Genomic DNA, 26257 nt, shown 5'->3' with positions numbered 1-26257 from the left:
TGATGGCACAAAGCAAAGTCTTAATCGTTGAAGATGATGAAGGCCTACGCGAAGCCTTGGTAGACACCTTAGCACTGGCCGGTTATGAATGGCTGGAAGCTGACAGTGCTGAAGACGCTTTGGTGAAACTCAAAAACAATTCTGTGGATATTGTGGTTTCGGACGTACAAATGGGCGGTATGGGTGGTCTTGCTCTGCTACGCAACATCAAACAGCACTGGCCTAATTTGCCAGTATTGTTGATGACCGCTTACGCCAACATTGAAGATGCGGTTTCGGCAATGAAAGATGGTGCTATCGACTACATGGCTAAGCCATTTGCGCCAGAAGTGTTGTTGAACATGGTAAGCCGATATGCGCCTGTAAAATCAGACGATAATGGTGATGCGGTTGTTGCTGACGAGAAAAGTTTAAAACTGCTCGCTCTGGCTGACAAAGTCGCGAAAACCGACGCTAACGTGATGATTTTAGGCCCTAGCGGTTCCGGTAAAGAAGTGATGTCCCGTTACATTCACAATGCTTCATTACGCAAAGATGGCCCTTTCATTGCCATCAACTGCGCGGCAATTCCTGACAATATGTTAGAAGCAACCTTATTCGGTTACGAGAAAGGTGCGTTTACTGGTGCCGTACAAGCGTGTCCGGGTAAATTTGAACAAGCTCAGGGCGGTACTATCTTGCTTGATGAAATCAGTGAGATGGATTTAAACCTTCAGGCCAAGTTATTGCGTGTTCTTCAAGAGCGTGAAGTGGAACGCTTAGGTAGCCGTAAGAGCATCAAACTCGATGTTCGTGTGCTTGCCACAAGTAACCGTGACTTGAAGCAATACGTGCAAGAAGGCAACTTCCGTGAAGACTTGTATTACCGTTTGAACGTTTTCCCAATCTCTTGGCCAGCTCTGAAAGATCGTAAAGCGGATATTGAACCGCTGGCGAACCACTTAGTGGAGCGTAACTGTAAGAAGTTGGGGATGCCTGTACCGAATCTTTCGACTTCCGCAGTGACTAAGCTACATGCCTATTCTTGGCCGGGTAACGTGCGAGAGTTAGATAACGTGGTACAGCGTGCTCTGATCCTGAGTGAAAATGGACACATTGATCAAGAACATATCTTACTTGAAGGCTTAGACTGGCAGGATGCTTCGAGCCTTCAGAAGTTAGTTGAAGGTGGCGAAACGGTGGCAACACCAGACATCAAACCTGTTGCTCAGGTGGACGTCGCTAAGATTTCGAACAGCAGTGCAGGCTTAGGCGGTGAGCTACGTGATCAAGAATTCGCGATCATTATGGAGACCTTGATTGAATGCAATGGTCGTCGTAAAGAGATGGCGGAAAAACTTGGTATTAGTCCGCGCACATTACGCTACAAGCTAGCAAAAATGCGTGATGCAGGTATGGACATTCCGGGCTAAATTCGCCGCATTTCAGAGTGGCACATAAATTGCTGCATTACTGAACAGAGATGAAGTTTAGTCAAAGTTCTGGCTTTTGAGGTAGTAATGAATATAAACGGTTTACAAAGCGAAATGCAGGCGATGATGGTAGAAGCTACCAATTCACGCCCAGCTCCAACAGGACAAAAAATTGGCGCTGATTTTGGTGATATGCTTTCAAACGCTATCAATAACGTAAATGGTTTACAGAAAACCTCAAGCGACCTTCAAATGCGCTTTGATCGTGGCGATGAAGGTGTCTCTCTATCTGATGTTATGATCGCCCGCAACAAATCGAGCGTGGCATTTGAAGCCACTATTCAGGTACGCAACAAGCTTGTTGAAGCGTACAAAGAACTGATGAACATGCCAGTTTAATAAAGGTGTGAATTGTGGCCGAGAATAAGCAAACAACCGATCTTACTTTAAGCGATAGCGGCGGTGACCATGCATTGATGTCGAGCTCCGACATGGACATGGGTACGCAAAACGTTGACGCTGAAGAAAAAAGCTCCTCAAAAATGGACTTCTCTATGGGTGACTTGGACTTACTACGCCAAGTTGTCCTAGTTCTCTCTATCTCTATCTGTGTGGCCTTAATTGTGATGCTGTTCTTCTGGGTTAAAGAGCCAGAGATGCGTCCTTTAGGTGCTTATGACACACAAGAACTGATTCCCGTTCTTGATTACCTCGACCAGCAAAAACAAGACTATAAGTTAGACGGAAACACCATTCTGGTTCCTACTTCTGACTACAACAGTCTGAAATTAAATATGGTTCGTGCTGGTATGAATCAGGAACGCCACGAAGGTGATGAAATTCTGCTGCAAGACATGGGCTTCGGTGTTTCACAACGCTTAGAACAAGAGCGCTTGAAACTCAGCCGTGAGCGTCAGCTTGCCAAAGGCATTGAAGAGATGCGCCAAGTGAACAAAGCGCGCGTGCTTCTTGCCTTGCCAAAACAGAGTGTTTTCGTTCGTCAAAACCAAGAAGCGTCTGCGTCGGTGTTTTTGACACTGCGTACGGGTACCGACCTTAAACAAGGCGAAGTTGATTCTATTGTTGATATGGTCGCGAGCGCTGTTCCGGGAATGAAACCGACACGTGTCACCGTAACCGATCAACATGGTCGCCTACTTAGCTCTGGTTCACAGGATCCGGTAACGGCTGCTCGTCGTAAAGAGCAGGAAGCAGAGCGTAAGAAAGAGCAAGACTTACGTGAAAAAATTGATTCAGTGTTAATCCCGATTTTAGGTTTGGGTAACTATACCGCTCAGGTAGACGTTGAACTGGATTTCAGTGCGGTAGAGCAGACTCGCAAACGTTTTGACCCAAATACACCTGCGACACGTAGTGAATACACCTTAGAAGATTACAACAACGGTAATGTGATTGCCGGTGTACCGGGCGCATTAAGTAACCAGCCTCCTGCTGATGCATCCATTCCACAAGATGTGGCACAGATGAAAGATGGTTCGCTTATGGGGCAGGGTTCTGTTCATAAAGAAGCGACCCGTAACTTTGAACTGGATACGACAATCAGCCATGAGCGTCGTCAAACTGGTGTAGTTAATCGCCAAACTGTCGCTGTTGCGGTTAAAAACCGAAGCAGCGTCAATTCTGAAACGGGTGAAGTCACTTATACCCCAGTCAGTGATAGCGAACTACAAGCCATTCGTCAGGTATTGGTTGGCGCGGTCGGTTTCAGTGAAAATCGCGGTGATTTGCTGAATGTATTAAGTATGAACTTTGCCGAACCTGAAGTTGAATCGATTGCTGATGTACCAATCTGGGAACATCCGAACTTCAACGACTGGATCCGTTGGTTGGCAAGTGCGGCAGTGATTATGGTTATCGTGTTGGTACTTGTTCGTCCTGCGATGAAGAAACTCCTCAATCCATCTGCGGATGACGATGATCAACTATACGGCCCAGATGGTCTACCTATCGGTATTGATGGTGAAACCAGCTTGATTGGCAGTGATATTGAAGGTGGTGAATTGTTTGAGTTTGGCTCTGGCATAGACTTACCGAATTTACATAAAGATGAGGATGTACTTAAAGCAGTACGTGCTCTGGTCGCCAACGAACCTGAGCTTGCAGCTCAAGTAGTTAAGAACTGGGTGGCTAACGATGCCTAATGAAATAGTAAAGCAAGACAACCGCGAGTTGACTGAATTAGAAAAAGAAATTGCTGATATTCCAGGTGAAGAGCGTGCAGCAATTTTGCTGCTGAGCCTCAATGAGGCAGACGCAGCGGCAATCATCCGTCACCTTGAACCGAAACAGGTTCAGCGTGTAGGTAGTGCAATGGCAAGGGCAAAAGACCTGAGCCAAGGTAAAGTCACTGCTGTACACCGCGCGTTTTTGGAAGATATTCAGAAATACACCAATATCGGTATGGGCAGCGAAGACTTTATGCGCAAAGCGCTGGTTGCTGCATTGGGTGAAGATAAAGCGAACAACTTGGTTGACCAAATTCTACTGGGCACTGGCTCGAAAGGTCTGGACTCATTGAAATGGATGGATCCTCGTCAGGTGGCGAGCATCATCGTCAACGAGCACCCACAAATTCAGACTATCGTATTGTCTTACCTAGACCCAGATCAGTCTGCAGAAATTCTGGCGCAGTTTGCTGAGCGTGACCGTCTAGACTTAATGATGCGTATTGCTAACCTTGAAGAAGTCCAACCTTCAGCACTGGCTGAGTTGAATGAAATCATGGAGAAACAGTTCGCAGGTCAGGCTGGTGCACAAGCAGCGAAGATTGGTGGCTTGAAAGCTGCGGCAGATATCATGAACTACCTCGACAACAATATCGAGGGAGCGCTTATGGATCAGATGCGCGACCAAGACGAAGATTTGGCTACCCAAATTCAAGACCTTATGTTTGTGTTCGAGAACTTGGTCGAAGTCGACGACCAAGGTATTCAGAAATTGCTGCGTGACGTTCCTCAAGATGTTCTGCAGAAAGCACTTAAAGGTGCAGATGACACGTTACGAGATAAGATCTTCAAGAACATGTCTAAACGTGCTGCTGAACTGATGAAAGATGACTTGGAGGCAATGCCACCAATCAAAGTTTCCGATGTGGAAACAGCGCAGAAAGAGATTCTTGCTATTGCCCGACGTATGGCTGACAACGGTGAGCTGATACTGGGTGGTGGTGCAGACGAGTTCTTATAAAACGAATGGTCGCTGAAATACCATTGACGAAAATATCGGTTTTGTAAAAACAGGTCTTCTTAATTTAGGACTGTTGTTCAGACAAGATAACAGCCCATAAGGCCAGCTTAATCAGCCGGCCTTTTTTATCTTTAGATAGGAAATATGATGTCAGGTGAAAGAAAGCGCGGTTTTATCCGTCTCGATTCTGATGAAACTGTTGAACAGGCGAAAAAGTGGGGTCTGCCGGACTACACGTCTGAGGCTCACAAGAAAGCAAAGGAAACGGCGCTTAATTATGATCCGAGCTGGATTCCGAGTTTCGATGAACCTGAAGCAGAAGAGCCTGCAATTCTTACTGAAGAAGAAATTGAATTAATTAAACAAGCCGCCTATCAGGAAGGTATTGAGCAAGGGAAGGCGGAAGGTTATCAGGAAGGTTTCCAACTGGGCCAAGAAGCTGGCCATAAAGTGGGGCAGGAAGAGGGCTTTCAAGCGGGCAGCGCGGAAGGATTGGAAGCCGGGCAACAAATTGTTCAAGAGCATGTTCAAATCTTTATGAGTCTTGCGAACCAGTTTGCACAACCCCTTGAACTGATGAATGCACAGGTTGAGAAACAACTGGTCGACATGGTGCTGTCACTGGTGAAAGAAGTGGTGCACGTAGAAGTGCAGACCAATTCGCAAATCATTCTCGACACTGTGAAAGCGTCTGTTGAAGCGCTGCCGATTGCCGGCCATGCCATCACGCTGAAATTACATCCTGAAGACTGCGAAATCATCAAGCAGGCTTATGGCGAAAATGAATTGGATACCCGTAACTGGACGCTCGTTAGCGAACCGGCTTTAAGTCGTGGCGATGTTCAAATTGAAGCGGGCGAATCAAGTGTTAATTACCGAATGGAAGACAGAGTTCGCAGTGTATTGCAGAGCTTCTGTGGCACGAACCGACATCAACAGGGCAACGAATAATGCTTCAACTGGCTGATAGACTCTCACAATACAAAGTCCAAGGACTGACAAGTCGCCCGATTGCCTCTGGCAAGTTGGTGAGAGTGGTTGGTTTAACTCTAGAAGCCACTGGATGCCGTGCGCCTATTGGCAGTCTGTGCAGCGTTGAAACTATGTCTGGCTCTATGGAAGCAGAGGTTGTGGGTTTCTCTGGCGACCGACTGTTTTTAATGCCTAGCGAACAAATTACCGGTGTCCTGCCGGGGGCGAAAGTTACCCCTCTGACGGTAGAAGCGGGTTTACCCGTTGGAATGGAATTGCTTGGTCGCGTCATTGACGGTGTGGGAAATCCTCTCGATGGGCTCGGCCCGATCTACACCGACCAAAAAGCTTCATTTAATGCCGACCCAATCAACCCTTTAGCACGTAAACCTATCAGTGAACCACTGGATGTCGGCATCAAAGCGATTAATGGTCTTTTGACGGTCGGAAAAGGCCAACGTATCGGTCTATTTGCGGGTTCTGGTGTTGGTAAATCGGTGACCTTGGGCATGATGACGCGAGGCACAACCGCGCAAGTCGTTGTGGTAGGGCTCATCGGTGAACGTGGCCGCGAAGTTAAAGAATTTATCGAAGAAATTTTAGGTGTCGATGGCAGACAACGTTCTGTGGTTGTCGCTGCGCCTGCGGATTCATCACCGTTGATGCGTTTAAAAGGGTGTCAAACTGCGCTGACTATAGCGGAATACTTTCGTGACCAAGGTCTGGATGTATTGTTGCTTATGGATTCATTAACTCGTTTTGCTCAAGCTCAACGTGAAATTGCCTTGTCAGTGGGTGAACCACCCGCAACCAAAGGCTATCCGCCTTCTGTGTTTGCTAAGTTGCCTGCATTGGTTGAACGAGCGGGTAACGGCGGTCCTCATCAGGGTTCTATCACTGCATTCTTTACGGTTTTAACCGAAGGGGATGATTTGCAAGATCCTATTGCCGACGCTTCTCGCGCTATTCTCGATGGTCACATCGTTCTGTCTCGTGAAATGGCTGATGCTGGTCATTATCCGGCAATTGATGTGGAGAAATCGGTCAGTCGTGTTATGCCGCAAATCACCACTGATGAGCACATATTGATGTCTAAAGCGGTACGTCAGATATTGTCTACTTGTCGTAAAAACCAAGATCTTGTTTCGATTGGAGCCTATAAGCCGGGTACAGACACGGCGATAGATAGCGCCTTCACTCTGAAACCAAAACTGGATGGTTTCTTACAGCAAACCATGAAAGAGTCAGTGCCTTACGATATGTGTATCAGCATGCTTAAAAATGTGCTCAGTGTGGGATAACTGTTGAATGGATAATGCTCTGGAATTCCTGCTTGAACAGGCGAAAAGTAAAGAAGATAAAGCGGTGATGGCGTTGGGCAAAGCTCGTCGTGAACTTGAAGACTATTATCAACAGCTTAAACAGATTGAGCAATATCGCTTGGATTACTGTCAGCAGCTTGTCTCTCGCGGTCAAGCCGGATTAACCGCCAGTCAGTATGGACACTTAAATCGTTTCTTAACGCAATTAGATGAAACCTTATCAAAGCAGCGTCAAGCTGAGCAGCACTTCAAAACGCAAGTAGAGAGCTGCGAGTCTTATTGGTTGGATGTCCGTAAGCAACGCCGTTCTTACGAATGGTTGATTGAGAAAAAGCAGACTGAACATCAGCGCTTACAAGAGAAACGAGATCAGAAAATGATGGATGAGTTTTCGACTATCAACTTCAATCGTCGTCGTACCAACACTCTGTAGAGCTCATTTTTAATCGTAGAGAATATCTGACGGTTGGCTCGTTTTTTGCAGTTATTAATACAATTTTAACGCGAACAGATTAGCAACCCTTTGCCAGCGGGCTATTCCCGTCTAGAGCGGCAAAGGTTTGCAGTGATTAATGCGAGTGAGCTGTGTATGAATGTCAATTTAACTCCTTCAGTAGAGACTTCTAAAGTTACCAATGTGACTAAGTCTGCCCCTGCGCAGGATTTAGTCAGCGGTGAAAGCGGAGAATCAAAAGGCTTTTTGGAAAGACTGGCTTCACTGCTGCTTGGTAAAAGTGATGCACCCGCTTCCAGTGATAGCGCTTCAGAGGCAAAAGAAGTGAAATCCGTAGAGGGCGCTGAAGTGAAAGCAACCAGCACTGATGAGCTTTTAAGCCAAGGTGATGATGACGTTGCGGTTAAAGCTGAAAACGGTTCTGAGGTTTCCGTTGAGCCAAAGTTGGTCGCGGATGAGAGCGTGGAGGTTCCTGAAAACCTCAAGCGTTTCATTGCTTCTGAAGAGCCTGAACAAGCAGAGTTAAAAGCAAAAACAGCGAAAGCGATGGATGAAGGCGACAAGATACTAGGCCGCTTGCAAGAGGCAAATCAGACGCTGGTAAAAAATGATGGCAAGGCTTTGCCACATGAAAAAGAAGCCGAGCTTTCTGAGAAATCTGTACAATCTGAAAAAATGCAAAGTGGTGCTGATTCAGAACTCGATCCAGAGCTGGTCGCTCAGTTGAATTCGACTCACCCTCAAGCTAAGCCGTTACAACAAGAGCCGTCGCTGAAGCATGCTGACAGTGAGGGCGAAGTGCTGATCGCGCCAGAAACAAACGCAAAAGAGATCAAAGCACTCAGTGACAGTGAACAAGCCGCTATCTTGGCTAAACAATCTAAGCTCACTGGGGCAAATGTTGCAAATCAAGATATTATGGTCGCTCAAGGCTCTAACGTTTCACAAAACGCTAATGTTTCACAACCAGTTGTAGACGCTCAGGATCCTTCAGCGTCGCAAGATACTTTGGTTTCAAAAGAAGCGGTAGCATCGGTCGCACCTGCGGCGATTCCTTGGGGGAACAATAATACTGAAGCTGCAAGTGTAGCGGCGGAGATAAACAATCTCGCTGAAGGTAAGGTTGCGGCGAAATCCGTAGCGCATGCAGCAGTATCACAAGCTTTGTCTCAAGGCGCACAGAATCCGCAAGCCATGTTAAGCCAAGCTGATAAAGCAATGATGGCGCAATCTCAGGTGCCTATCCATGCTGAAGCTCAAGTACAGTTACCGCAAGCTAACGCACAGGCTAATCCAATGTTGGCTGGCGCGATGGCAAATCAAATTGACCCGACGGTTAATCAAGCTGCTCTTAAAGCTGGCTTAGGTGCCAAAGCGTTAAATGCCTTGATGGAAGGAAATAAACACAGCGACGGTGCCGATTCACATTTGGCACAGCAACTTTCTGCGGTAGCGGGTCAGCAGGGATTAAGTAGCCCTCAAAGTTTACGCAGTGAGCCTCTGCAAGCGGCTCAGCAAAACGTACCTTTGCAGTTATCCAGAGGTGATATGGCAGCAGAGCAGATGGCAGAGCGTGTGCAAGTGATGCTATCTAAAAACCTGAAAAACATTGATATTCGCCTTGATCCGCCAGAGCTGGGGCGTATGCATATTCGTATGAACATGAATGGTGATGGCGCCACAGTGCATTTTACCGTGGCTAACCAGCAGGCTCGTGATGCTCTTGAACAATCGATGCCAAGATTGCGTGAAATGTTGAATAACCAAGGTGTTCAGTTGGGTGATACTTCTGTTCAGCAACAAAGTTCTGGTCAGCAACAGCGCTATGCAGCAAGTGGCGATGGTTCAGGTGGTCAATCTGCGAGCGGTGATAACCGACAAAGTGAAGAAAACCTTGATACAAACGTCAAACTTGATTTGAATGTGGCTGCAAAGCGTGATGGAATCAGTTATTACGCTTAAACTAAGTAAATCTTAATTAAAAAATAACAACATAGAGAACGTTATGGCTGTTGAAGAACTCCCAGCAGAAGCTCCGAAAGGTAAAAAGAAACTACTGATCATCATTATTGCTGTCGTTGTGTTGTTAGTCGGCGGTGTCGCAGCCTTTTTCCTTATGGGCTCTGACGATTCAAGCCAAGATAGCGATATGAGCGCTAGCCAAGCTTCCGCTCAGGTTGAACCAGTATCTTATGTAAATATTGCTCAGCCGTTTGTGTTTAACGTAACCAGTGATACCCGTAATCGCGTGGTACAGATTAAAGTACAACTCATGGTTAGAGGCAGCGAAAACGACAATCTTGCTCGTTATCACTCACCTCTGATTGAAAGTACATTGCTTGCAACATTTGCCTCTGCAACGGTTGAGCAATTGCGAGAAGTAACAGGCCGTATTGAGTTACGTGATAAAGCGACCGACGACATTAAAGCCGTAATGACGAAAGTGGTTGGTAAACCAGTCATTGAACGTGTGTTGTTTACTGATTTTGTAATGCAGTAGGTGAAGTGTGACCGATCTATTAAGCCAAGACGAAATTGATGCGCTACTCCACGGGGTAGATAGCGTTGACGAAGTAGAAGAAAATCTCGACACTGCGGATGAAAGTGCCATCTCGTTCGACTTCTCGTCACAAGATCGTATTGTTCGTGGTCGAATGCCAACGCTCGAACTTATCAATGAGCGTTTTGCCCGTCATATGCGGATCAGTTTATTCAACATGTTGCGAAAAACCGCCGAAGTTTCGATCAACGGCGTGCAAATGATGAAGTTCGGCGAATATCAAAACACCCTTTACGTTCCTACCAGTTTGAACATGGTTCGTTTCCGTCCGCTTAAAGGTACGGCGCTTGTGACCATGGAAGCTCGTCTTGTTTTCATCTTAGTAGAAAACTTCTTTGGTGGTGATGGACGCTATCATGCGCGTATCGAAGGGCGTGAGTTCACGCCGACTGAGCGTCGTGTTACTCAGCTACTGCTTAAAATCGTATTTGGCGATTACAAAGAAGCTTGGTCTCCGGTGATGGGGGTTGAATTTGAATACTTGGATTCTGAAGTAAACCCAAGTATGGCGAACATTGTCAGCCCGACAGAAGTGATTGTCGTCAGTTCATTCCATATTGAAGTGGATGGCGGTGGTGGCGATTTCCACGTAGTTATGCCTTATTCGATGGTTGAACCTATCCGAGAACTTCTTGATGCGGGTGTTCAGTCAGACAAGATGGAAACCGACGTTCGTTGGAGCTCGGCGCTTCGTGAAGAGATCATGGATGTGCCTGTTAACTTCCGAGTGAACTTATTAGAACAAGATATTGCGTTACGTGATCTTATGGAGCTTCAGGCCGGGGATATCATCCCAATTAAGATGCCAGAACACGCTGTTATGTTTGTTGAGGAATTGCCAACCTACCGCGTCAAAATGGGACGCTCGGGTGAAAAAATGGCAGTTCAGATTTCAGAAAAAATTAGACGTCCTGATGTTGTCAAAACTGACCTCGCATTTCTTGGCAAAGACATTATTGCCGAGTTAGATGACGAGGAAGATGAAGACGACGAAGAGTTGATTGATTAAGGAAATAGGTAGCCTAGATGTCAAAGTCAGATGATCAAAAGCTTGCAGATGAGTGGGCAGCAGCCCTTGGCGAAGATCCAAACGCGCCAGATATAGATGTTGATGAAATTTTAGCGGCACCTTTGGATGAGTTAAAAGACACCACATCACCAATCACGGATGACGAGCGTCGTAAGCTTGATACCATCATGGATATTCCCGTGACCATCTCAATGGAAGTCGGGCGCTCTAAAATCAGTATCCGTAACTTGCTGCAACTTAACCAAGGTTCTGTTGTGGAACTAGATCGAATTGCTGGTGAGTCTCTGGATGTGATGGTTAATGGCACCCTGATTGCTCACGGCGAAGTGGTTGTGGTCAACGATAAGTTCGGTATTCGTTTAACTGACGTTATTAGTCAAACAGAACGTATTAAGAAATTGAGATAACATTATGCGCAAATTCATAGTGTTATCTTTGGTTGCTAGCCCTGCGCTGGCAGCCCAAAGCGACCAGTTCGATATAGCGACTACATTGGGGTCGCTATTGTTCGTTATAGCCATCATCATTGGTATGGCTTGGTTACTTAAACGGATGCGAGTTCCTGCATTTGGTCAGCAAAAGGGCTTGAGCGTTGTTCGCCAGTTACCGATTGGCACCAAAGAGCGTTTGATGATAGTACAAGCGGGAGAGGAGCAATTTCTGATTGGCGTTACATCTCAGTCAGTTCAGTTGATCTCTAAATTGGAAACTCCATTGACTCAGGAGGAGCTAGAGTCGGTACCATTTTCTAACACTTTGACTCAGCTACTAAAAAAGAATGATAAAAACACACCTGTTTGATGTGTTGCGCAATCTATGGGCTCGCTTAGCGCTTATTGTCTGGGTGAGCGCTTTGGTATTTACGCCGTTAGCTTATGCGCAACAAGAGCTGGAAACACCTATCCCTTCTAATGCTGCTGGCGCACAGAATGTAACTGTGACAGCGATGCAAAAAGACCAAGGTGCTTCGCGTACTATTGCTATGGGTAGCAGCAGTGGCGGTGCGGGAATTCCCGCTTTTACCATGACCACCAATCCGGATGGCAGCGAAGATTACTCGATAAACTTACAAATTTTAGCCTTAATGACCATGCTGGGTTTTTTGCCTGCCATGGTCATTTTGATGACTTCCTTTACCCGAATTGTGGTGGTGATGTCGATTCTTCGTCAGGCGATGGGTTTGCAGCAAACGCCATCAAACCAAGTCATCATTGGTATCGCGATATTTTTGACCTTCTTCATCATGTCTCCGGTAATTAATAAGATTAACGAAGAGGCAGTACAGCCTTATTTGAATGAACAGATGACCGCAAGAGAGGCGTTTGATACCGCCCAAATCCCGATGAAGGATTTTATGCTCAAGCAGACACGTGTGAAAGATTTGGAAACCTTCGTCAACATATCGGGCTCTGATGCGCAAAACCCAGAAGATGTCTCTATGGCAGTATTGATTCCAGCGTTTATCACCTCTGAGCTGAAAACCGCTTTCCAGATTGGCTTTATGCTGTTTTTACCATTTCTGATTATCGACCTTGTTGTGGCATCGGTACTGATGGCAATGGGTATGATGATGTTGTCACCGATGATCGTATCGCTGCCATTTAAACTTATGTTGTTTGTGTTGGTTGATGGATGGAACTTGATTCTCTCCACACTCGCCGGCAGTTTTGCGTTGTAGCGGGAGAAAAGCATGACACCTGAAATATTTGTTGAACTCTTTCGTGACGCGTTATGGATGGTACTCATTATGGTGTGTGCCATCATCATTCCGAGTCTGCTGGTGGGTCTGGTTGTCGCAATTTTTCAGGCCGCTACGTCAATCAACGAACAGACGCTGAGCTTTTTGCCGCGTTTGATCGTCACACTGCTGGCTTTGATGGCGTTTGCCCACTGGATGGTGCAAATGCAGATGGATTTCTTTTATTCCATGATTGAGCGTTTGCCTCAAGTTCTCTACTAGGAGCAAACATGGAGTATCCAGCCACCGTCGTCCTTGATTTTATCGCCAATTATTTTTGGCCATATACGCGCATCTCCGCGATGCTGATGGTAATGACGGTAACGGGTGCTCGATTTGTTTCTGCACGAATCCGTCTCTATTTCGGCTTAGCCTTAACCTTAGCGCTTATGCCCGCTATTCCAGCGGTACCGGACAACATTCAACTGCTTTCTCTTCAAGGGTTTATGATTACTTTGGAGCAGTTGGTCATTGGTGTCTCCATGGGGATGGTAACGCAGTTTATTATTCAAACTTTCGTTATGCTCGGCCAGATTCTTGGTATGCAATCGAGCTTAGGTTTTGCTTCCATGGTGGACCCTGCCAACGGTCAGAATACACCGTTGCTTGGTCAGTTGTTCATGTTCTTAGCCACTATGTTCTTTCTTGCCAGTGATGGGCATTTAAAGATGATTCAATTGCTGGCGTTTAGCTTTAAAAGCTTACCCATTGGAGAGCCGGGGCTGAACAATTTAGATTTCCAGCAGATGGCACTCTGGTTCGGGACTATATTTAAAGTTGCGTTAAGTATGTCGCTGTCAGGCATCATCGCGTTGCTGACGGTGAATTTGTCATTTGGTGTTATGACCCGTGCTGCACCGCAGTTGAACATTTTCTCTTTGGGTTTTGCGTTTGCCTTGATGGTCGGCTTACTGCTTTGTTGGTTTATCATCAGTGGTCTTTATACTCATTACGAACTCTATTGGTTGCAAGGCGAGCAACAGGTTTGCAGCCTTATCCGATTAGATTGTTAGCTTTAGGAGGCTGAGTTGGCAGAATCAGACGGTCAAGAAAGGACCGAAGACGCCACGCCCAGAAGGCTGCAACAGGCCAAAGAAAAAGGTCAGGTTGCGCGTTCGAAGGAGCTGGCTTCTGTATCGGTATTAGTGGTTGGCGCAGTGTCTCTGATGTGGTTCGGAGATGCGTTAGCAGGCGGACTTTTTGCCTCAATGAGACGTTTGTTCAGTTTGAGCCGAGAGGAGATTTTCGATCTAGGCAAATTGTTTGATATTGCGTCATCGGCTCTCGTTAATCTTCTTCTCCCGCTTTTGTTGGTGCTGATTACTCTGTTTATTGCTGCTTTTATTGGCGCTGCTGGCGTAGGCGGTGTGAATTTCTCTGTGGAAGCGGCAATGCCAAAGTTTTCGAAACTGAATCCGTTCAGTGGCTTCAAGCGAATGTTTGGTTTGCAAAGTTGGGTTGAGCTGATCAAGTCGATATTAAAGGTTTCTTTAGTCGCCGGAGTGGCGTTTACCTTAATTGACCGCTCGAAGCACGATCTGTTTCAGCTGAGCCTGGATGTGTTCCCGCAGAATATCTTTCATGCGTTGGATATCTTACTTAACTTCGTCCTGCTGATTAGCTGTTCATTGCTGGTGGTTGTCGCGATTGATATACCTTTCCAGATTTGGCAACACGCCAACCAGTTGAAAATGACCAAGCAAGAAGTGAAAGATGAGTACAAAGATACAGAAGGTAAACCGGAAGTTAAGGGCCGTATCCGGATGCTGCAACGTGAAGCTGCTCAGCGCCGTATGATGGCAGAAGTCCCACAAGCCGACGTTATCATTACTAACCCAGATCACTTCTCCGTTGCATTGCGATACAAGCAAAATACCGATAGGGCACCGGTGGTGGTCGCTAAAGGTGTTGATCATATGGCTCTGAAAATTCGTGAAGTGGCGCGAGAGCACAACATCATGATTGTTCCTGCTCCGCCATTGGCGCGTGCCTTATACCATACCACTGAATTAGAACAGGAAATTCCAGACGGCTTGTTCGTGGCGGTGGCTCAGGTTCTGGCTTACATTTTCCAGCTTAAACAATATCGCCGTAGAGGCGGTCAGCGTCCGATACTGCAAGAAGAGAAGATGCCAATTCCGCCGGATATGCGTTATTAGCGGGATGGAAACCTCAATGGGTAAAGCAACACAAAGCGCTCAACATATCCAATACGCTTAAACTAGGGCATTCTTGCCCTAGTATCTTTGTTGCATTTTACCCATTGAGACTCAATGTGCTTACTTTTTTGGGTGATTACTTTTCAGGGATAGAAATCAATACCAGCAGTGCACCAGCGCCACCAAACTCTAATGGCGCTTGATGGAATGCCATTACGTCAGGGTGCTGTGCCAACCACAGCGGCACTTTTTGCTTCAGGATATGTTTACCGATACCGTGCTGCACACAGGCGGTATGCACACTCTCTTTTACGCAGTAAGCGATCATAGCCCCAAGTTCACGTTTGGCTTCTTGTTGGGTCATGCCGTGCATATCTAAGAACACATCCGGTACGTAGACACCACGACGCAGTTTTTTCACTTCATATTTAGAAACGTCATCGCGAGCGTAGCGAGTTGGACCTTCTTCGCTGAGTAGCGGTACAAACTCGTCAGAGAAGTAAAAATTACTGTCGCTTGCTTCACGTGAACCTTTGATGATTTCTTTTTGTTTAGCATTTCTGTTTGGCTGTTGGACTATGGTATCCTGCGTTAACTTTTTTACGCCCTTTACTGCATCGCGAAACATTGCAAAATCATCGTCAGCGTCTAAATAATCATTGTCGTTGTAATCGGTGTCTTTTTTGCTCATTAGAATTGGTTAATCAGTTACTAATCAATATTCGCAGTATTGTAGCGCTTTTCGGAGGCAATTTTGGATAAGATTTTTGTAGAAGAAGCCGTTTCGGAACTTCACACCCTTCAGGACATGATTCGTTGGACGGTTAGCCGTTTTAATGCAGCCAATTTATTTTATGGTCATGGAACGGATAATGCGTGGGATGAAGCGGTGCAACTTGTGCTGCCAACCCTATATCTGCCGATCGACGTGCCTCCTCATGCTTTGAACTCTCGCTTAACATCTAGCGAGCGTTTACGTATTGTTGAACGTGTTATTACACGTATTAAAGACCGCACTCCAACCGCTTATTTAACCAATAAAGCGTGGTTCTGTGGGTTAGAGTTCTTTGTCGATGAACGTGTACTTGTACCTCGTTCGCCAATTGGTGAACTGATTCAGGCGCAATTCTCACCTTGGCTGGTTGAAGAACCAACTCGCATTATGGATCTGTGTACCGGTAGTGGCTGTATTGCGATTGCCTGTGCGTACGCATTCCCTGAAGCGGAAGTGGACGCGATTGATATTTCGACAGATGCCTTAGCGGTTGCAGAGCAAAACATTCAAGATCATGGTCTTGAACAGCAAGTGTTCCCGATTCGTTCGGATCTGTTCCGTGATTTACCAGAATCACAATACGACATTATCGTTTCTAACCCACCGTATGTGGATCAGGAAGATATGGATAGCTTGCCAGCGGAGTTCAAACATGAACCTGCTCTAGGCCTGGCTGCTGGTACCGATGGCTTGAAACTGGTTCGTCGTATTCTTGCCAATGCACCACGTTACCTATCAGAAAACGGTATCTTGATTTGTGAAGTGGGCAACTCGATGATTCATATGATGGATCAGTACCCACACATTCCATTTACTTGGTTAGAGTTTGAAAATGGCGGTCACGGTGTGTTTATGCTTACACGTCAGCAACTGCTCGAATGTGCCTCAGATTTCGCACTTTATATCGATTAATTTCGAACTCTCGCAAAGCGCCGATCTTAGTGTCGGCGTTTTCATTTTTGGGCTGGCTATTTTTGTCCAATTTGATGCGGTTAAGGGCTTTACATCAAAACGTAATAAAGCCACTATGAATCCACGAAGAATAGCTATCAGTATGTTGGAAGTGGTTCGTTCCTACTTTCAACGCACTAATTTGAGGAAGTAATGGCAGGAAACAGTATCGGACAACATTTCCGAGTAACCACATTCGGAGAAAGTCACGGTATCGCACTTGGATGTATCGTAGACGGATGCCCTCCGGGACTTGAGATTAGCGAGGCGGATTTACAACTCGACCTAGACCGTCGCCGCCCGGGCACATCTCGTTATACCACTCAGCGCCGTGAACCGGATGAAGTGAAAATTCTTTCTGGGGTTTTTGAAGGAAAAACCACAGGAACGTCGATTGGATTACTGATTGAAAATACCGATCAGCGTTCAAAAGATTATTCAGAAATCAAAGATAAATTCCGCCCAGGGCACGCTGACTACACCTACCATCAAAAGTACGGCATTCGTGATTACCGTGGTGGTGGCCGTTCGTCTGCTCGTGAAACGGCAATGCGCGTTGCTGCTGGTGGTATTGCGAAGAAATATCTGAAGCAAGAATTTGGTGTTGAGATCCGTGCTTACTTATCACAAATGGGTGATATCTCGATTGATAAAGTGGATTGGAATGAAATCGAAAACAACGCTTTCTTCTGTCCAGATGTCGATAAAGTGGAAGCATTCGACCAACTGATCCGTGACCTGAAAAAAGAAGGTGATTCTATCGGTGCCAAAATACAGGTGGTTGCAACCAATCTGCCTGTCGGTTTAGGTGAGCCGGTATTTGATCGCTTAGATGCAGACATCGCACATGCGTTGATGAGCATTAACGCGGTGAAAGGTGTAGAAATCGGTGATGGTTTTGATGTGGTCAATCAACGTGGCAGTGAGCACCGTGACCCACTTTCTCCAGAAGGTTTCAAGAGCAACCACGCTGGCGGTATCTTAGGTGGCATTTCTACGGGGCAGGACATTGTCGCGAACATTGCACTTAAACCAACATCGAGCATTACGGTTCCGGGTGACACAATCACTCGCGCTGGTGAGCCAACGCAACTGATTACGAAAGGTCGTCATGACCCATGTGTTGGTATTCGCGCGGTGCCAATCGCTGAAGCTATGCTGGCGATTGTGTTGATGGATCATCTGTTACGTCATCGTGGTCAGAACCTCGGTGTAACTACAGAGACACCACACATCTAATCTCGGATTTATGAATGAAAAACGCCCTCACTTGAGGGCGTTTTCTTTTGCATTATGAGCCGCAGCTAAACTGGTTTGGTTTTCTTATTCCAGTTCAGTGAATCGAGTTTTCAGCTTCAAGGTGAAAAGACGGTAAACGCCATTTAAAACGGACCGCAGCCATGCGTAGCAGGTAACCGACTACTAAGGTAATGATGGTACTGGTCACGTCATTCACCCCAAATTTTAATAATGCTAAATAGAGTACTGAGGCGACAAGTGCAACGGAAGCATACAGTTCGTCATGCAATACCAAAGGCTGTTGGCGACAAATCAGGTCACGCAGTAAACCTCCAAATACACCGGTTACCAGCGCGGACACCACACAGATTACTTCATGCAGCCCCATGCCCATTGCCACTTTGGTGCCGATAATACTGAATACAATCAAACCCAGAGCATCTAAGCGAATAAACAGACCTTTAAGCTTGATCACCCATTTGTAAATACCAGTTGTCAAAACGCCAGCAATGCAGGTAATCACAAGAAATTCTGGATTTTCTACCCAGCTTAGAGGGTAATGACCCAGCAAAATATCGCGTACGGTTCCGCCACCAATGGCTGTAGCGCTGGCTACTAACATGACACCAAACCAATCCATTTTCTTGCGACCAGCGCTGAGGGCACCAGTCATGGCTTCCGCTGTAATCCCGATAATGTACAAAACGCTGAGCAGCATAGTATTACACCTATAAATGATTGTTGGTTGAGAGTCGTGATGAATCAGGGGCTGAGAAAGGTGCGCAGTGTAGTATCAGATTAAACGGAATACGACCGCTTTTTGGCGTTTTGACATCAGTTTTACAGATAAATAAAACTAATACATTCATTCCTGCACTTTACCTCAGAGCAAAAAGCCGCGAAAATGCAGCTCGTTGTTAACTTCATACGTCGCATACCCAAGAACTTGCTGTTATGTCTCACCAATACACTGATTTGATCGACATCTTTAACCAAACCTTCTTCAGTTCGTTTAACACTAAGCTGGAGTTAGGCGGTGACGAGCCTGTCTACTTACCTGCTGATGATAAGGTGGATTATCACCGGATTATCTTTGCTCGCGGCTTCTATGCTTCTGCTTTGCATGAAATTGCGCACTGGTGTGTGGCTGGCCCTGAACGTCGTTTATTGGAAGATTTTGGTTACTGGTATCATCCCGATGGTCGTTCTGAGCAAGTGCAGGCAGAGTTCGAGAAAGTCGAAATTCGTCCCCAAGCTTATGAGTGGATACTGGCGCTCAGTGCAGGGTTTCCTTTTACGGTAAGTTGTGACAACCTTAGCGGCGATTTTGAACCAGACCGTCTGGCATTCATGGCGAAAGTCCATCAAGAAGTCTTGAGTATTTTGCAACATGGATTACCTGAACGAGTGAAAATGCTTTCTCAGGCATTGCAGTCGTTTTATCAGACACCAGAACTAACGGCTGATCAGTTTGTGATTAAGTAACCCATACGCAACTGCACAGTCTTGATAAAACTAGGTATTCATAGAACATGATTATTGAATTTGAAGAAAAACTTTTAGAGCTGATTGATACACGTATTGCCACTGCATCGGATGATGAACTGTTTGCTGGTGGTTATTTACGTGGGCACATTTCACTATCCGCAGCATCGTGTGAAGAAGAAGGCATTGAAGACATCGCTGAGCTAAAAGTACGTATTGAAAAAAGTTTGGAAGAGGCTCGCTCTGAGTTGACGCCAGCAGACCGTATTATTGTGTCTGACTTATGGAACGAGTTATCGAACCAAGCTTAGTCACAGTGCGAAGAACAAAATACAAAAGATGGCAGCAATTACGCTGCTATTTTTTTATGCGTTGATTGTTCATTGAGAAACATCGATAGGTGAGGCGCGAATAACGCATCATTCAAAATTTTTGAATGACCTCATACAATAATTCGGCTTGTGGGTAAGGTGTTCAAAGATTAATCTAATCACATCAAAACAGCACACAGGATTATCGTCATGAAAGTTATCGCATTCGGTGCAAGCACCAGTTCAACCTCTATTAACAAAGCATTGGCAACTTATACAGCAAATTTGATTGATGGTGCTGAAGTTCAAGTGCTGGACATCAACAACTACAACGTACCTATGTTCAGCGAAGATCTTGAAAAAGAGATTGGTCAGGCTGAAGGCGCGTTAGGCTTCCTACGTGATTTAGCACAGGCAGATGCATTTGTTATCTCTTTTGCTGAGCACAACGGTCACTACCCTGCAGCGTACAAAAACCTGTTTGACTGGGCGACTCGTATCGACCGTGAAATATTTAAAAATAAACCAGCGGTATACTTAGCAACATCACCTGGTCCTGGCGGCGCATCATCAGTATTAGCTGCTGCTTCAGGCTCTGCTGGCTACTTCGGTGGCAACGTAAAAGCAACAGTTTCAGTACCAAACTTCTACGACAATTTCGATATGGAAAGCGGTGTAGTAACTGATGAAAGCATCGCGGCTCAACTAAAAGAAGCGGTAGCAAAACTGGCTGCTTAATCTTTAAATCGCATTGATAAAGAAGCCTCGCTATTGCGAGGCTTTTTCGTGTTTGCAGAACCGATTTACTTCTCTGTTAACGCTTTCCCTTTGCGCAGCTTTCTTACCCACATTCTGCTTGGATGAAGGGTTTCAAGCACATCGTTAGGCAGAGGCAACGGGTCACCACTCATTTGTGAGGCGAGCAGTTCAGCCATGAGTGGCGCGGAACTCAAACCGCGCGAGCCCAACCCAAGTAATGAATACAACTGAGGATATTGGGCAATATCAGAAGCGTCGCTCTCGCTCATCCCGTTTAGTTCGGAGTATTGTTCTGTAATTGCTTCAAAGTTCCCAACGTTACCCACAAACGGAAGGTGATCGCGACTCACGCAGCGAATGCCTTGGCGAGATTGGTTCTCGCTCACATCGACACTGTTTGGCCATGCTTGCTGAGGTAAGCAGTTTTTGAGGCGCTGAGCGTTTTCAACTTGAGCCTGTGGATCAAACTCTTGATCTAAGTGTGAACGGTCGTAACTGGCACCGATACAGTGATGTTGATTGTTCGGGTTACAAGGCGTCATATAACCGTCATAGCAGAGCACAGTGTTTAATTGCTGCAATTCGTGGTTGGTTGGGATATGACTTACTTGCCCTTTTACTTTACCGAGAGGGACAAATTGTGTTTGCGTCAGGCTATCAAACAGATGCCCAGTGGCAATAACAACCGCTTGATGGTGGAGCTTTTTCTCTCCACAGGTCAGTTGCCACTGTTTTTCTTCCTCTTGCCAGTCGAGCGAATCAACATGGTGCTGGTAGTAAACCTTTAGCTTACCTTGTTGCTCTAGCTCAGCAATTAAGCCTTGAGTTAACTGAGCAGGAGACAGCCAGCCGCCCATAGGGTAGGAGAGACTTTCCACATCTACCGGCAATCTCACCATTTGGTTGGTCTGATCAACATTATGTTTGGATACCAATTCCGGCGAGAAATCCGCTTTCAACATGGTGTCCAGTTTCTTGGTCGATTTGTCATCCCACATTAGCTGAGTCACGCCACACCAGTCATGGTCAAACGAAACGGTCTTTGCCGCTTGGTCGATAAATTGGCGAGCAAATAAAAAGGCTGGAGCAAACACACGTGATACGCCAGAGTGTTCGCTATTAAGCAGAGGATATACTGCACCCTGACGATTGCCCGACGCGCCTTCCGCAGGGGCTTCATCTTTGCAATACATAGAGACCGATATACCTCTTGCTGTGAGTGTTTTTGCAAGAGCAGCACTGGCAATACCACCACCAATAATCGCAACGTCATGCAGATTGTCAGTCGCTTCAACATGGAACCAAGGTTTAATGTTGCTGTACGCCGCTTTATCTTTAAGCTTACCGGCAATCATTTCTCGCTTAGTACCGAAGCCTTTGACTTTCTTCATATCAAAGCCTGCTTCGATTAAACCTCTACGCACGAAACCCGCCGCCGTGAAAGTTGCGCAGGTACAATCTTGTTTAGCCAGTTTTGCCATGCCATTGAACAGATTTTGGTTCCACATTTCAGGGTTTTTGCTTGGTGCGAAGCCGTCTAAAAACCAAGCATCAACAATGCCTTGCTTGAGAGTTGGCACTTTTGGCATACAGTCTTTAATGTCACCAAACCACAAATCGAGAGTAATAGCACCATCGGCTAAGACAATACGGTGACATTCCGGAACGGCAATCGGATAGAATTCATGGAGTTGCTGCGCGTACTCAGCCAGTTCAGGCCAAGATTCATGCGCTTTAATTAAGTCAACCTTACTTAGCGGGAACTTCTCAAAACTGATGAAATGTAACGATTGTAGTATCGCTTCGGGGTTTTGCTGTCTAAACTTCTCAAACCAATGCCAAACTGCGAGGAAGTTTAATCCAGTACCGAATCCTGTTTCGGCAATGACAAAACGCTTTTGGTCATAATCTTGCCATCTTTGAGGAAGATTATTTTGTGTTAGAAACACATAGCGAGTTTCTTCCAGTCCATTGACGTTTGAAAAATAAACATCATCGAACTGGTCTGAAACCGGCGTTCCGGCATCATTCCAGCCAAGCTGTGCGTTAGTAATGGATGTCATAGTAGGAAAATTCTTTCAAATTCGGCGAAATATTGTCGAGATTGTACGGATTAATGGGAAAGCTGACCACTTTTGAAGTCCATCTTCGTTATCATTTAACGAATTATTGAATAATAGGAATGTCACATGAAACGAGTCGTAATCACCGGTATGGGTATTGTTTCAAGTATCGGTAACAACGTCGAAGAAGTTTTATCGTCTCTTAAAGCTGGCAAATCAGGCATCACAGGCTCTGAGCAATTTAAAGAGCAAGGTCTTCGCTCACAAGTTTGGGGTAACTTGAAGATGAACCCTGCTGACCATATTGATCGCAAACAGATGCGCTTTATGGGTGATGCGGCGGCATTTGCTTACCTATCAATGGAACAAGCAATCGCTGATGCGGGTCTTGCTCCTGAACAAGTTTCTAATGATCGTACAGGTATCGTTGCAGGTTCTGGTGGTGCTTCATCACTGAACCAAGTGATCGCGGTTGATACTCTACGTGAGAAAGGCGTGAAGCGTATTGGTCCATACATGGTACCGCGCACAATGTCTTCAACGGTTTCTGCATGTTTGGCAACGCCATTCAAAATCCGTGGTGTGAACTACTCAATCAGTTCTGCATGTGCAACTTCGGCACACTGTATTGGTCACGCAATGGAACTTATCCAACTGGGTAAACAAGACATCGTATTTGCAGGTGGTGGTGAAGAGCTAGATTGGTCATTGACTATGATGTTCGATGCAATGGGCGCACTATCTACTAAATACAATGATTCACCAGACAAAGCGTCTCGCACTTATGACGCAGACCGCGACGGTTTCGTTATCTCTGGTGGCGGCGGTATGGTTGTTATCGAAGAACTTGAGCATGCTCTTGCTCGTGGCGCGAAAATCTACGGCGAGATCGTAGGTTACGGTGCGACTTCTGACGGCTATGACATGGTTGCGCCATCAGGCGAAGGTGCTGTGCGTTGTATGAAGATGGCAATGCAAGGTATCGACAAAGTGGATTACGTGAACACTCACGGTACATCAACACCTGTTGGTGACGTGAAAGAACTTGGTGCTATCCAAGAAGTGTTCGGCGGCAACAGCCCAGCAATTTCTGCAACGAAAGCAATGACAGGTCATGCTCTAGGTGCAGCGGGTGTACACGAAGCGATTTACTCAACTCTAATGCTACACCACGGCTTCATCGCGCCGAGCATTAACATCGATAACCTAGACGAAGCAGCTGCTGGTCTGGATATTGTAAGTGAAATGCGTGAGCAAGAGCTAACAACAGTTATGTCAAACAGCTTTGGATTCGGTGGCACTAACGCCACTCTAGTAATCAAGAAGTACGAAGCTTAAGAGACCAAGGATACCGTAAGGTAATACCAATTGGAGTAACGACTTACTTAGATTGGTATTTTGGTTTCCAGAACCGATCAGTTTGACTGATCAAACAGACGCTGACTTTGTCCCATGGAGAGCGGGACGAGATCCTTTTGTTCTGGATATTGCCCAGTGGCTATTATTGCCACTGGGTATTTTTATTTTTGGGGCTTAAGCCTATTATCCTCGACACCTTCCGCTCTTTTTTGCACAATGCCTGCTATAGAAGGGAAACAGGCCCCCTATGGTTAAAATCAGGGTTAAATTCTGCAATGAAAATCTTAATCGATGAAAATATGCCTTACGCTGAAGAGCTATTCAGCCAATTGGGCGAAGTGATCCTTAAACCCGGTCGTACTCTAACTGCCGACGATTTAGTCGATGTAGATGCGCTGATGATTCGCTCAGTAACTAAAGTTGATGAAGCGTTATTGAGTAAAGCTAATAAACTACGATTTGTCGGTACGGCAACAGCTGGTATGGACCATGTCGATCAAGCGTTACTTGAGCAACGTGGTATTTTCTTTACCGCTGCGCCGGGTTGTAACAAGGTTGGCGTTGCTGAATACGTAGTGAGTGTCTTGATGGTCTTGTCGCAGCAACATGGCTTTTCAATTTTTGAAAAGACAGTTGGTATTATTGGTGCAGGGCAAGTGGGTACTTACCTCTCTGAATGTTTAACTGGGATGGGTATTAACGTTCTGCTGAACGATCCACCGAAGCAGGCAGAAGGAGACTCTCGCGAGTTTACGCCGCTTGATGAGTTATTAAGTAAAGCAGATGTCATCACGCTGCATACACCAATCACCACTGACGGTGAATGGCCGACCCATCATCTGATTAACGAACAAGTACTTGAGAGCCTGAGAGGCGATCAAATTCTGATTAACGCTGCTCGTGGTCCAATCGTCGATAACGCAGCGCTGAAAGCTCGTTTGCAAAAGCAAGACGGCTTTATTGCAGCTCTAGACGTGTTTGAGTTTGAACCACAAGTGGATATGGAACTGTTACCACTGCTAGCGTTTGCTACGCCACACGTAGCGGGCTATGGCTTAGAAGGTAAAGCGCGCGGAACAACAATGATTTTTAATAGTTATTGTGAGTACATTGAATCAAGCGCTTTTGCTAACCCTTCAACTTTATTGCCAATCGCACCTATTCCTAAAGTCATACTGGAGCGCGCTTGGGATGAAGCAACATTATTTAATTTGATTCAACTCGTCTACGATGTAAGAAAAGACGATGCGCAGTTTCGTCGTGAAATCGGTCAACCGGGTGCGTTTGACTTAATGCGTAAGAATTATTGGGACAGACGCGAATACAGCGCGATCACGCTTGTTGGTGATGAGCTGTCCAACTTAGCACCGCTAGAGAAATTAGGTTTTAGAATTGAGGTAACCAATGAGCCAGCAATTTAATGTAGCAATCTTCGGCGCAACAGGCGCAGTCGGTGAAACAATGTTAGAAGTTCTCAAGGAGCGTAAGTTTCCAGTTGGTGAACTGTTCTTGTTGGCGAGTGAGCGTAGCGAAGGAAAAACTTACCGTTTTAACGGTAAAACGATTGAGGTTCAGAACGTAGAAAACTTCGATTGGTCCCAAGCACATATTGCGCTGTTCTCGGCAGGTGGTGACCTATCTGCAAAATGGGCACCCATTGCTGCTGAAGCGGGTGTGGTGGTTATCGATAATACCTCACAATTCCGTTACGACTACGATGTGCCGCTGGTTGTGCCTGAGGTTAACCCTGAAGCGATTGCTGAGTTCCGCAACCGCAACATCATTGCTAACCCGAACTGTTCAACCATTCAGATGCTGGTGGCATTAAAACCGATTTATGATGCTGTCGGTATCGAGCGTATCAACGTTTCTACCTATCAGTCGGTTTCGGGCGCAGGTAAAGCGGGTATTGATGAGCTTGCAGGTCAAACGGCAAAACTTCTGAATGGTGTACCTGCTGATAGCAATGCATTCAGCCAACAAATCGCGTTTAACTGTATTCCGCAAATCGATATGTTTATGGATAACGGTTACACCAAAGAAGAGATGAAGATGGTGTGGGAAACCCAAAAAATCTTCAACGATCCATCAATCATGGTTAACCCGACTTGTGTTCGTGTGCCAGTGTTCTACGGCCATGCAGAAGCGGTTCATATTGAAACCAGTTCACCGATTGATGCAAGCCAAGTGATTGAGCTTTTGAAACAAACTGAAGGTGTTCGTGTATTTGAAGGGAATGATTTCCCGACTCAAGTTCGTGACGCTGGTGGTATTGATGACGTGTTGGTCGGTCGTATCCGTAACGACATCAGTCACCACAGTGGTATCAACCTATGGGTTGTTGCTGATAACGTACGTAAAGGCGCAGCAACCAACGCAGTGCAAATTGCAGAAGTATTGGTTCGCGATTACTTCTAAATTGGCTTTTTGACAAGTCTGTATTGAACACAAACTTATCAGC

At 45.9% G+C, this 26257-nt stretch carries 27 protein-coding genes; 24 read left to right on the top strand and 3 right to left on the bottom strand.

The features are described 5' to 3' along the window. Positions 1-2: 2 nt before the first annotated feature. From L3V23_RS02860 to flhB, 16 genes are all read left to right on the top strand, one after another. Complete coding sequence (locus L3V23_RS02860) at positions 3-1412, top strand: sigma-54 dependent transcriptional regulator (protein WP_042484018.1); 1410 nt, start codon at positions 3-5, stop codon at positions 1410-1412. A gap of 87 nt (positions 1413-1499) precedes the next feature. Beyond that, a complete protein-coding gene (gene fliE, locus L3V23_RS02855) occupies positions 1500-1811 on the top strand; it encodes a flagellar hook-basal body complex protein FliE (RefSeq protein ID WP_042484016.1) in 312 nt (103 codons plus the stop codon). A 14-nt stretch (positions 1812-1825) separates the two neighbouring features. Further along, the gene (gene fliF / locus L3V23_RS02850; protein WP_102952714.1) at positions 1826-3574 is read left to right on the top strand and encodes a flagellar basal-body MS-ring/collar protein FliF; all 1749 of its coding nucleotides are present in this window, start codon (positions 1826-1828) and stop codon (positions 3572-3574) included. After that, positions 3567-4619, top strand: a complete 1053-nt coding sequence (fliG, locus tag L3V23_RS02845) for a flagellar motor switch protein FliG (protein WP_042484012.1) — start codon at positions 3567-3569, stop codon at positions 4617-4619. The genes fliF and fliG overlap by 8 nt, the downstream gene beginning before the upstream one ends. 147 nt (positions 4620-4766) lie before the next feature. After that, on the top strand, positions 4767-5570 hold the full coding sequence (gene fliH / locus L3V23_RS02840) for a flagellar assembly protein FliH (protein WP_042484010.1): 804 nt from the start codon (positions 4767-4769) through the stop codon (positions 5568-5570). Continuing rightward, complete coding sequence (fliI, locus tag L3V23_RS02835; protein ID WP_042484008.1) at positions 5570-6892, top strand: flagellar protein export ATPase FliI; 1323 nt, start codon at positions 5570-5572, stop codon at positions 6890-6892. The genes fliH and fliI overlap by 1 nt, the downstream gene beginning before the upstream one ends. A gap of 7 nt (positions 6893-6899) precedes the next feature. Then, on the top strand, positions 6900-7346 hold the full coding sequence (gene fliJ / locus L3V23_RS02830) for a flagellar export protein FliJ (protein ID WP_102963100.1): 447 nt from the start codon (positions 6900-6902) through the stop codon (positions 7344-7346). Between the two features lie 156 nt (positions 7347-7502). Next, on the top strand, positions 7503-9329 hold the full coding sequence (locus tag L3V23_RS02825) for a flagellar hook-length control protein FliK (protein ID WP_237291903.1): 1827 nt from the start codon (positions 7503-7505) through the stop codon (positions 9327-9329). A 43-nt stretch (positions 9330-9372) separates the two neighbouring features. Beyond that, on the top strand, positions 9373-9867 hold the full coding sequence (gene fliL / locus L3V23_RS02820) for a flagellar basal body-associated protein FliL (protein ID WP_042484003.1): 495 nt from the start codon (positions 9373-9375) through the stop codon (positions 9865-9867). Between the two features lie 7 nt (positions 9868-9874). Next, positions 9875-10936 (top strand): flagellar motor switch protein FliM, encoded by a 1062-nt coding sequence (gene fliM / locus L3V23_RS02815; protein WP_042484000.1) that lies wholly within the window; start codon positions 9875-9877, stop codon positions 10934-10936. 17 nt (positions 10937-10953) lie between these two features. Then, positions 10954-11364, top strand: coding sequence for a flagellar motor switch protein FliN (fliN, locus tag L3V23_RS02810; protein WP_042483998.1), 411 nt, complete (start codon positions 10954-10956; stop codon positions 11362-11364). A 4-nt stretch (positions 11365-11368) separates the two neighbouring features. Next, a complete protein-coding gene (fliO, locus tag L3V23_RS02805; protein WP_102952718.1) occupies positions 11369-11758 on the top strand; it encodes a flagellar biosynthetic protein FliO in 390 nt (129 codons plus the stop codon). Beyond that, positions 11736-12635 carry a flagellar type III secretion system pore protein FliP gene (gene fliP / locus L3V23_RS02800; protein ID WP_102966660.1) on the top strand — a complete coding sequence of 300 codons (900 nt, stop codon included), beginning with the start codon at positions 11736-11738 and terminating at the stop codon, positions 12633-12635. Before fliO ends, fliP begins: the two co-directional genes overlap by 23 nt. A gap of 12 nt (positions 12636-12647) precedes the next feature. Beyond that, positions 12648-12917, top strand: coding sequence for a flagellar biosynthesis protein FliQ (gene fliQ, locus L3V23_RS02795; protein ID WP_042483989.1), 270 nt, complete (start codon positions 12648-12650; stop codon positions 12915-12917). Between the two features lie 8 nt (positions 12918-12925). Beyond that, positions 12926-13708 carry a flagellar biosynthetic protein FliR gene (gene fliR / locus L3V23_RS02790; RefSeq protein ID WP_042483988.1) on the top strand — a complete coding sequence of 261 codons (783 nt, stop codon included), beginning with the start codon at positions 12926-12928 and terminating at the stop codon, positions 13706-13708. Positions 13709-13723: 15 nt separating this feature from the next. Next, on the top strand, positions 13724-14854 hold the full coding sequence (flhB, locus tag L3V23_RS02785; protein ID WP_102966661.1) for a flagellar biosynthesis protein FlhB: 1131 nt from the start codon (positions 13724-13726) through the stop codon (positions 14852-14854). A 136-nt stretch (positions 14855-14990) separates the two neighbouring features. Here the strand turns inward: flhB and smrB are convergent, their stop codons facing one another. After that, a complete protein-coding gene (gene smrB / locus L3V23_RS02780; RefSeq protein WP_042483983.1) occupies positions 14991-15545 on the bottom strand; it encodes an endonuclease SmrB in 555 nt (184 codons plus the stop codon). Between the two features lie 63 nt (positions 15546-15608). Between smrB and prmB the strand changes: the two genes are divergently transcribed. Together prmB and aroC are read left to right on the top strand one after the other, a co-directional pair. Beyond that, positions 15609-16541, top strand: coding sequence for a 50S ribosomal protein L3 N(5)-glutamine methyltransferase (prmB, locus tag L3V23_RS02775; RefSeq protein WP_042483980.1), 933 nt, complete (start codon positions 15609-15611; stop codon positions 16539-16541). A gap of 192 nt (positions 16542-16733) precedes the next feature. Next, positions 16734-17819: a chorismate synthase gene (aroC, locus tag L3V23_RS02770; protein WP_102966662.1), complete on the top strand. Its 1086-nt coding sequence runs from the start codon at positions 16734-16736 to the stop codon at positions 17817-17819. Positions 17820-17913: 94 nt separating this feature from the next. Here the strand turns inward: aroC and L3V23_RS02765 are convergent, their stop codons facing one another. Next, positions 17914-18537 (bottom strand): trimeric intracellular cation channel family protein, encoded by a 624-nt coding sequence (locus tag L3V23_RS02765; protein WP_102966663.1) that lies wholly within the window; start codon positions 18535-18537, stop codon positions 17914-17916. Positions 18538-18773: 236 nt separating this feature from the next. Here L3V23_RS02765 and L3V23_RS02760 point away from each other — a divergent pair, with 236 nt between their 5' ends. The 3 genes from L3V23_RS02760 to L3V23_RS02750 all read left to right on the top strand — a co-directional run bounded on the left by L3V23_RS02760 (position 18774) and on the right by L3V23_RS02750 (position 20353). Then, a complete protein-coding gene (locus tag L3V23_RS02760) occupies positions 18774-19304 on the top strand; it encodes an elongation factor P hydroxylase (protein ID WP_042483972.1) in 531 nt (176 codons plus the stop codon). Between the two features lie 47 nt (positions 19305-19351). Further along, positions 19352-19615 (top strand): YfcL family protein, encoded by a 264-nt coding sequence (locus L3V23_RS02755; RefSeq protein WP_042483970.1) that lies wholly within the window; start codon positions 19352-19354, stop codon positions 19613-19615. A gap of 210 nt (positions 19616-19825) precedes the next feature. Then, a complete protein-coding gene (locus L3V23_RS02750; RefSeq protein ID WP_042483968.1) occupies positions 19826-20353 on the top strand; it encodes an NADPH-dependent FMN reductase in 528 nt (175 codons plus the stop codon). A 65-nt stretch (positions 20354-20418) separates the two neighbouring features. Here the strand turns inward: L3V23_RS02750 and mnmC are convergent, their stop codons facing one another. After that, positions 20419-22437, bottom strand: a complete 2019-nt coding sequence (gene mnmC / locus L3V23_RS02745) for a bifunctional tRNA (5-methylaminomethyl-2-thiouridine)(34)-methyltransferase MnmD/FAD-dependent 5-carboxymethylaminomethyl-2-thiouridine(34) oxidoreductase MnmC (protein WP_102966664.1) — start codon at positions 22435-22437, stop codon at positions 20419-20421. A gap of 126 nt (positions 22438-22563) precedes the next feature. Between mnmC and fabB the strand changes: the two genes are divergently transcribed. From fabB to L3V23_RS02730, 3 genes are all read left to right on the top strand, one after another. Beyond that, a complete protein-coding gene (fabB, locus tag L3V23_RS02740; RefSeq protein ID WP_042483964.1) occupies positions 22564-23775 on the top strand; it encodes a beta-ketoacyl-ACP synthase I in 1212 nt (403 codons plus the stop codon). A 296-nt stretch (positions 23776-24071) separates the two neighbouring features. Further along, on the top strand, positions 24072-25217 hold the full coding sequence (locus tag L3V23_RS02735; RefSeq protein ID WP_102966665.1) for a 4-phosphoerythronate dehydrogenase: 1146 nt from the start codon (positions 24072-24074) through the stop codon (positions 25215-25217). Beyond that, positions 25201-26214, top strand: coding sequence for an aspartate-semialdehyde dehydrogenase (locus tag L3V23_RS02730; RefSeq protein WP_102963109.1), 1014 nt, complete (start codon positions 25201-25203; stop codon positions 26212-26214). The genes L3V23_RS02735 and L3V23_RS02730 overlap by 17 nt, the downstream gene beginning before the upstream one ends. Positions 26215-26257 lie beyond the last annotated feature (43 nt).

It is taken from the genome of Vibrio sp. A1-b2 (genome assembly GCF_021726015.1).
In the GTDB taxonomy this organism is placed as follows: Bacteria; Pseudomonadota; Gammaproteobacteria; order Enterobacterales; family Vibrionaceae; genus Vibrio; species Vibrio diazotrophicus.
The sequence above is the reverse complement of the archived record's forward strand: the minus strand, read 5'-3'. Positions and strand labels throughout refer to the sequence as shown.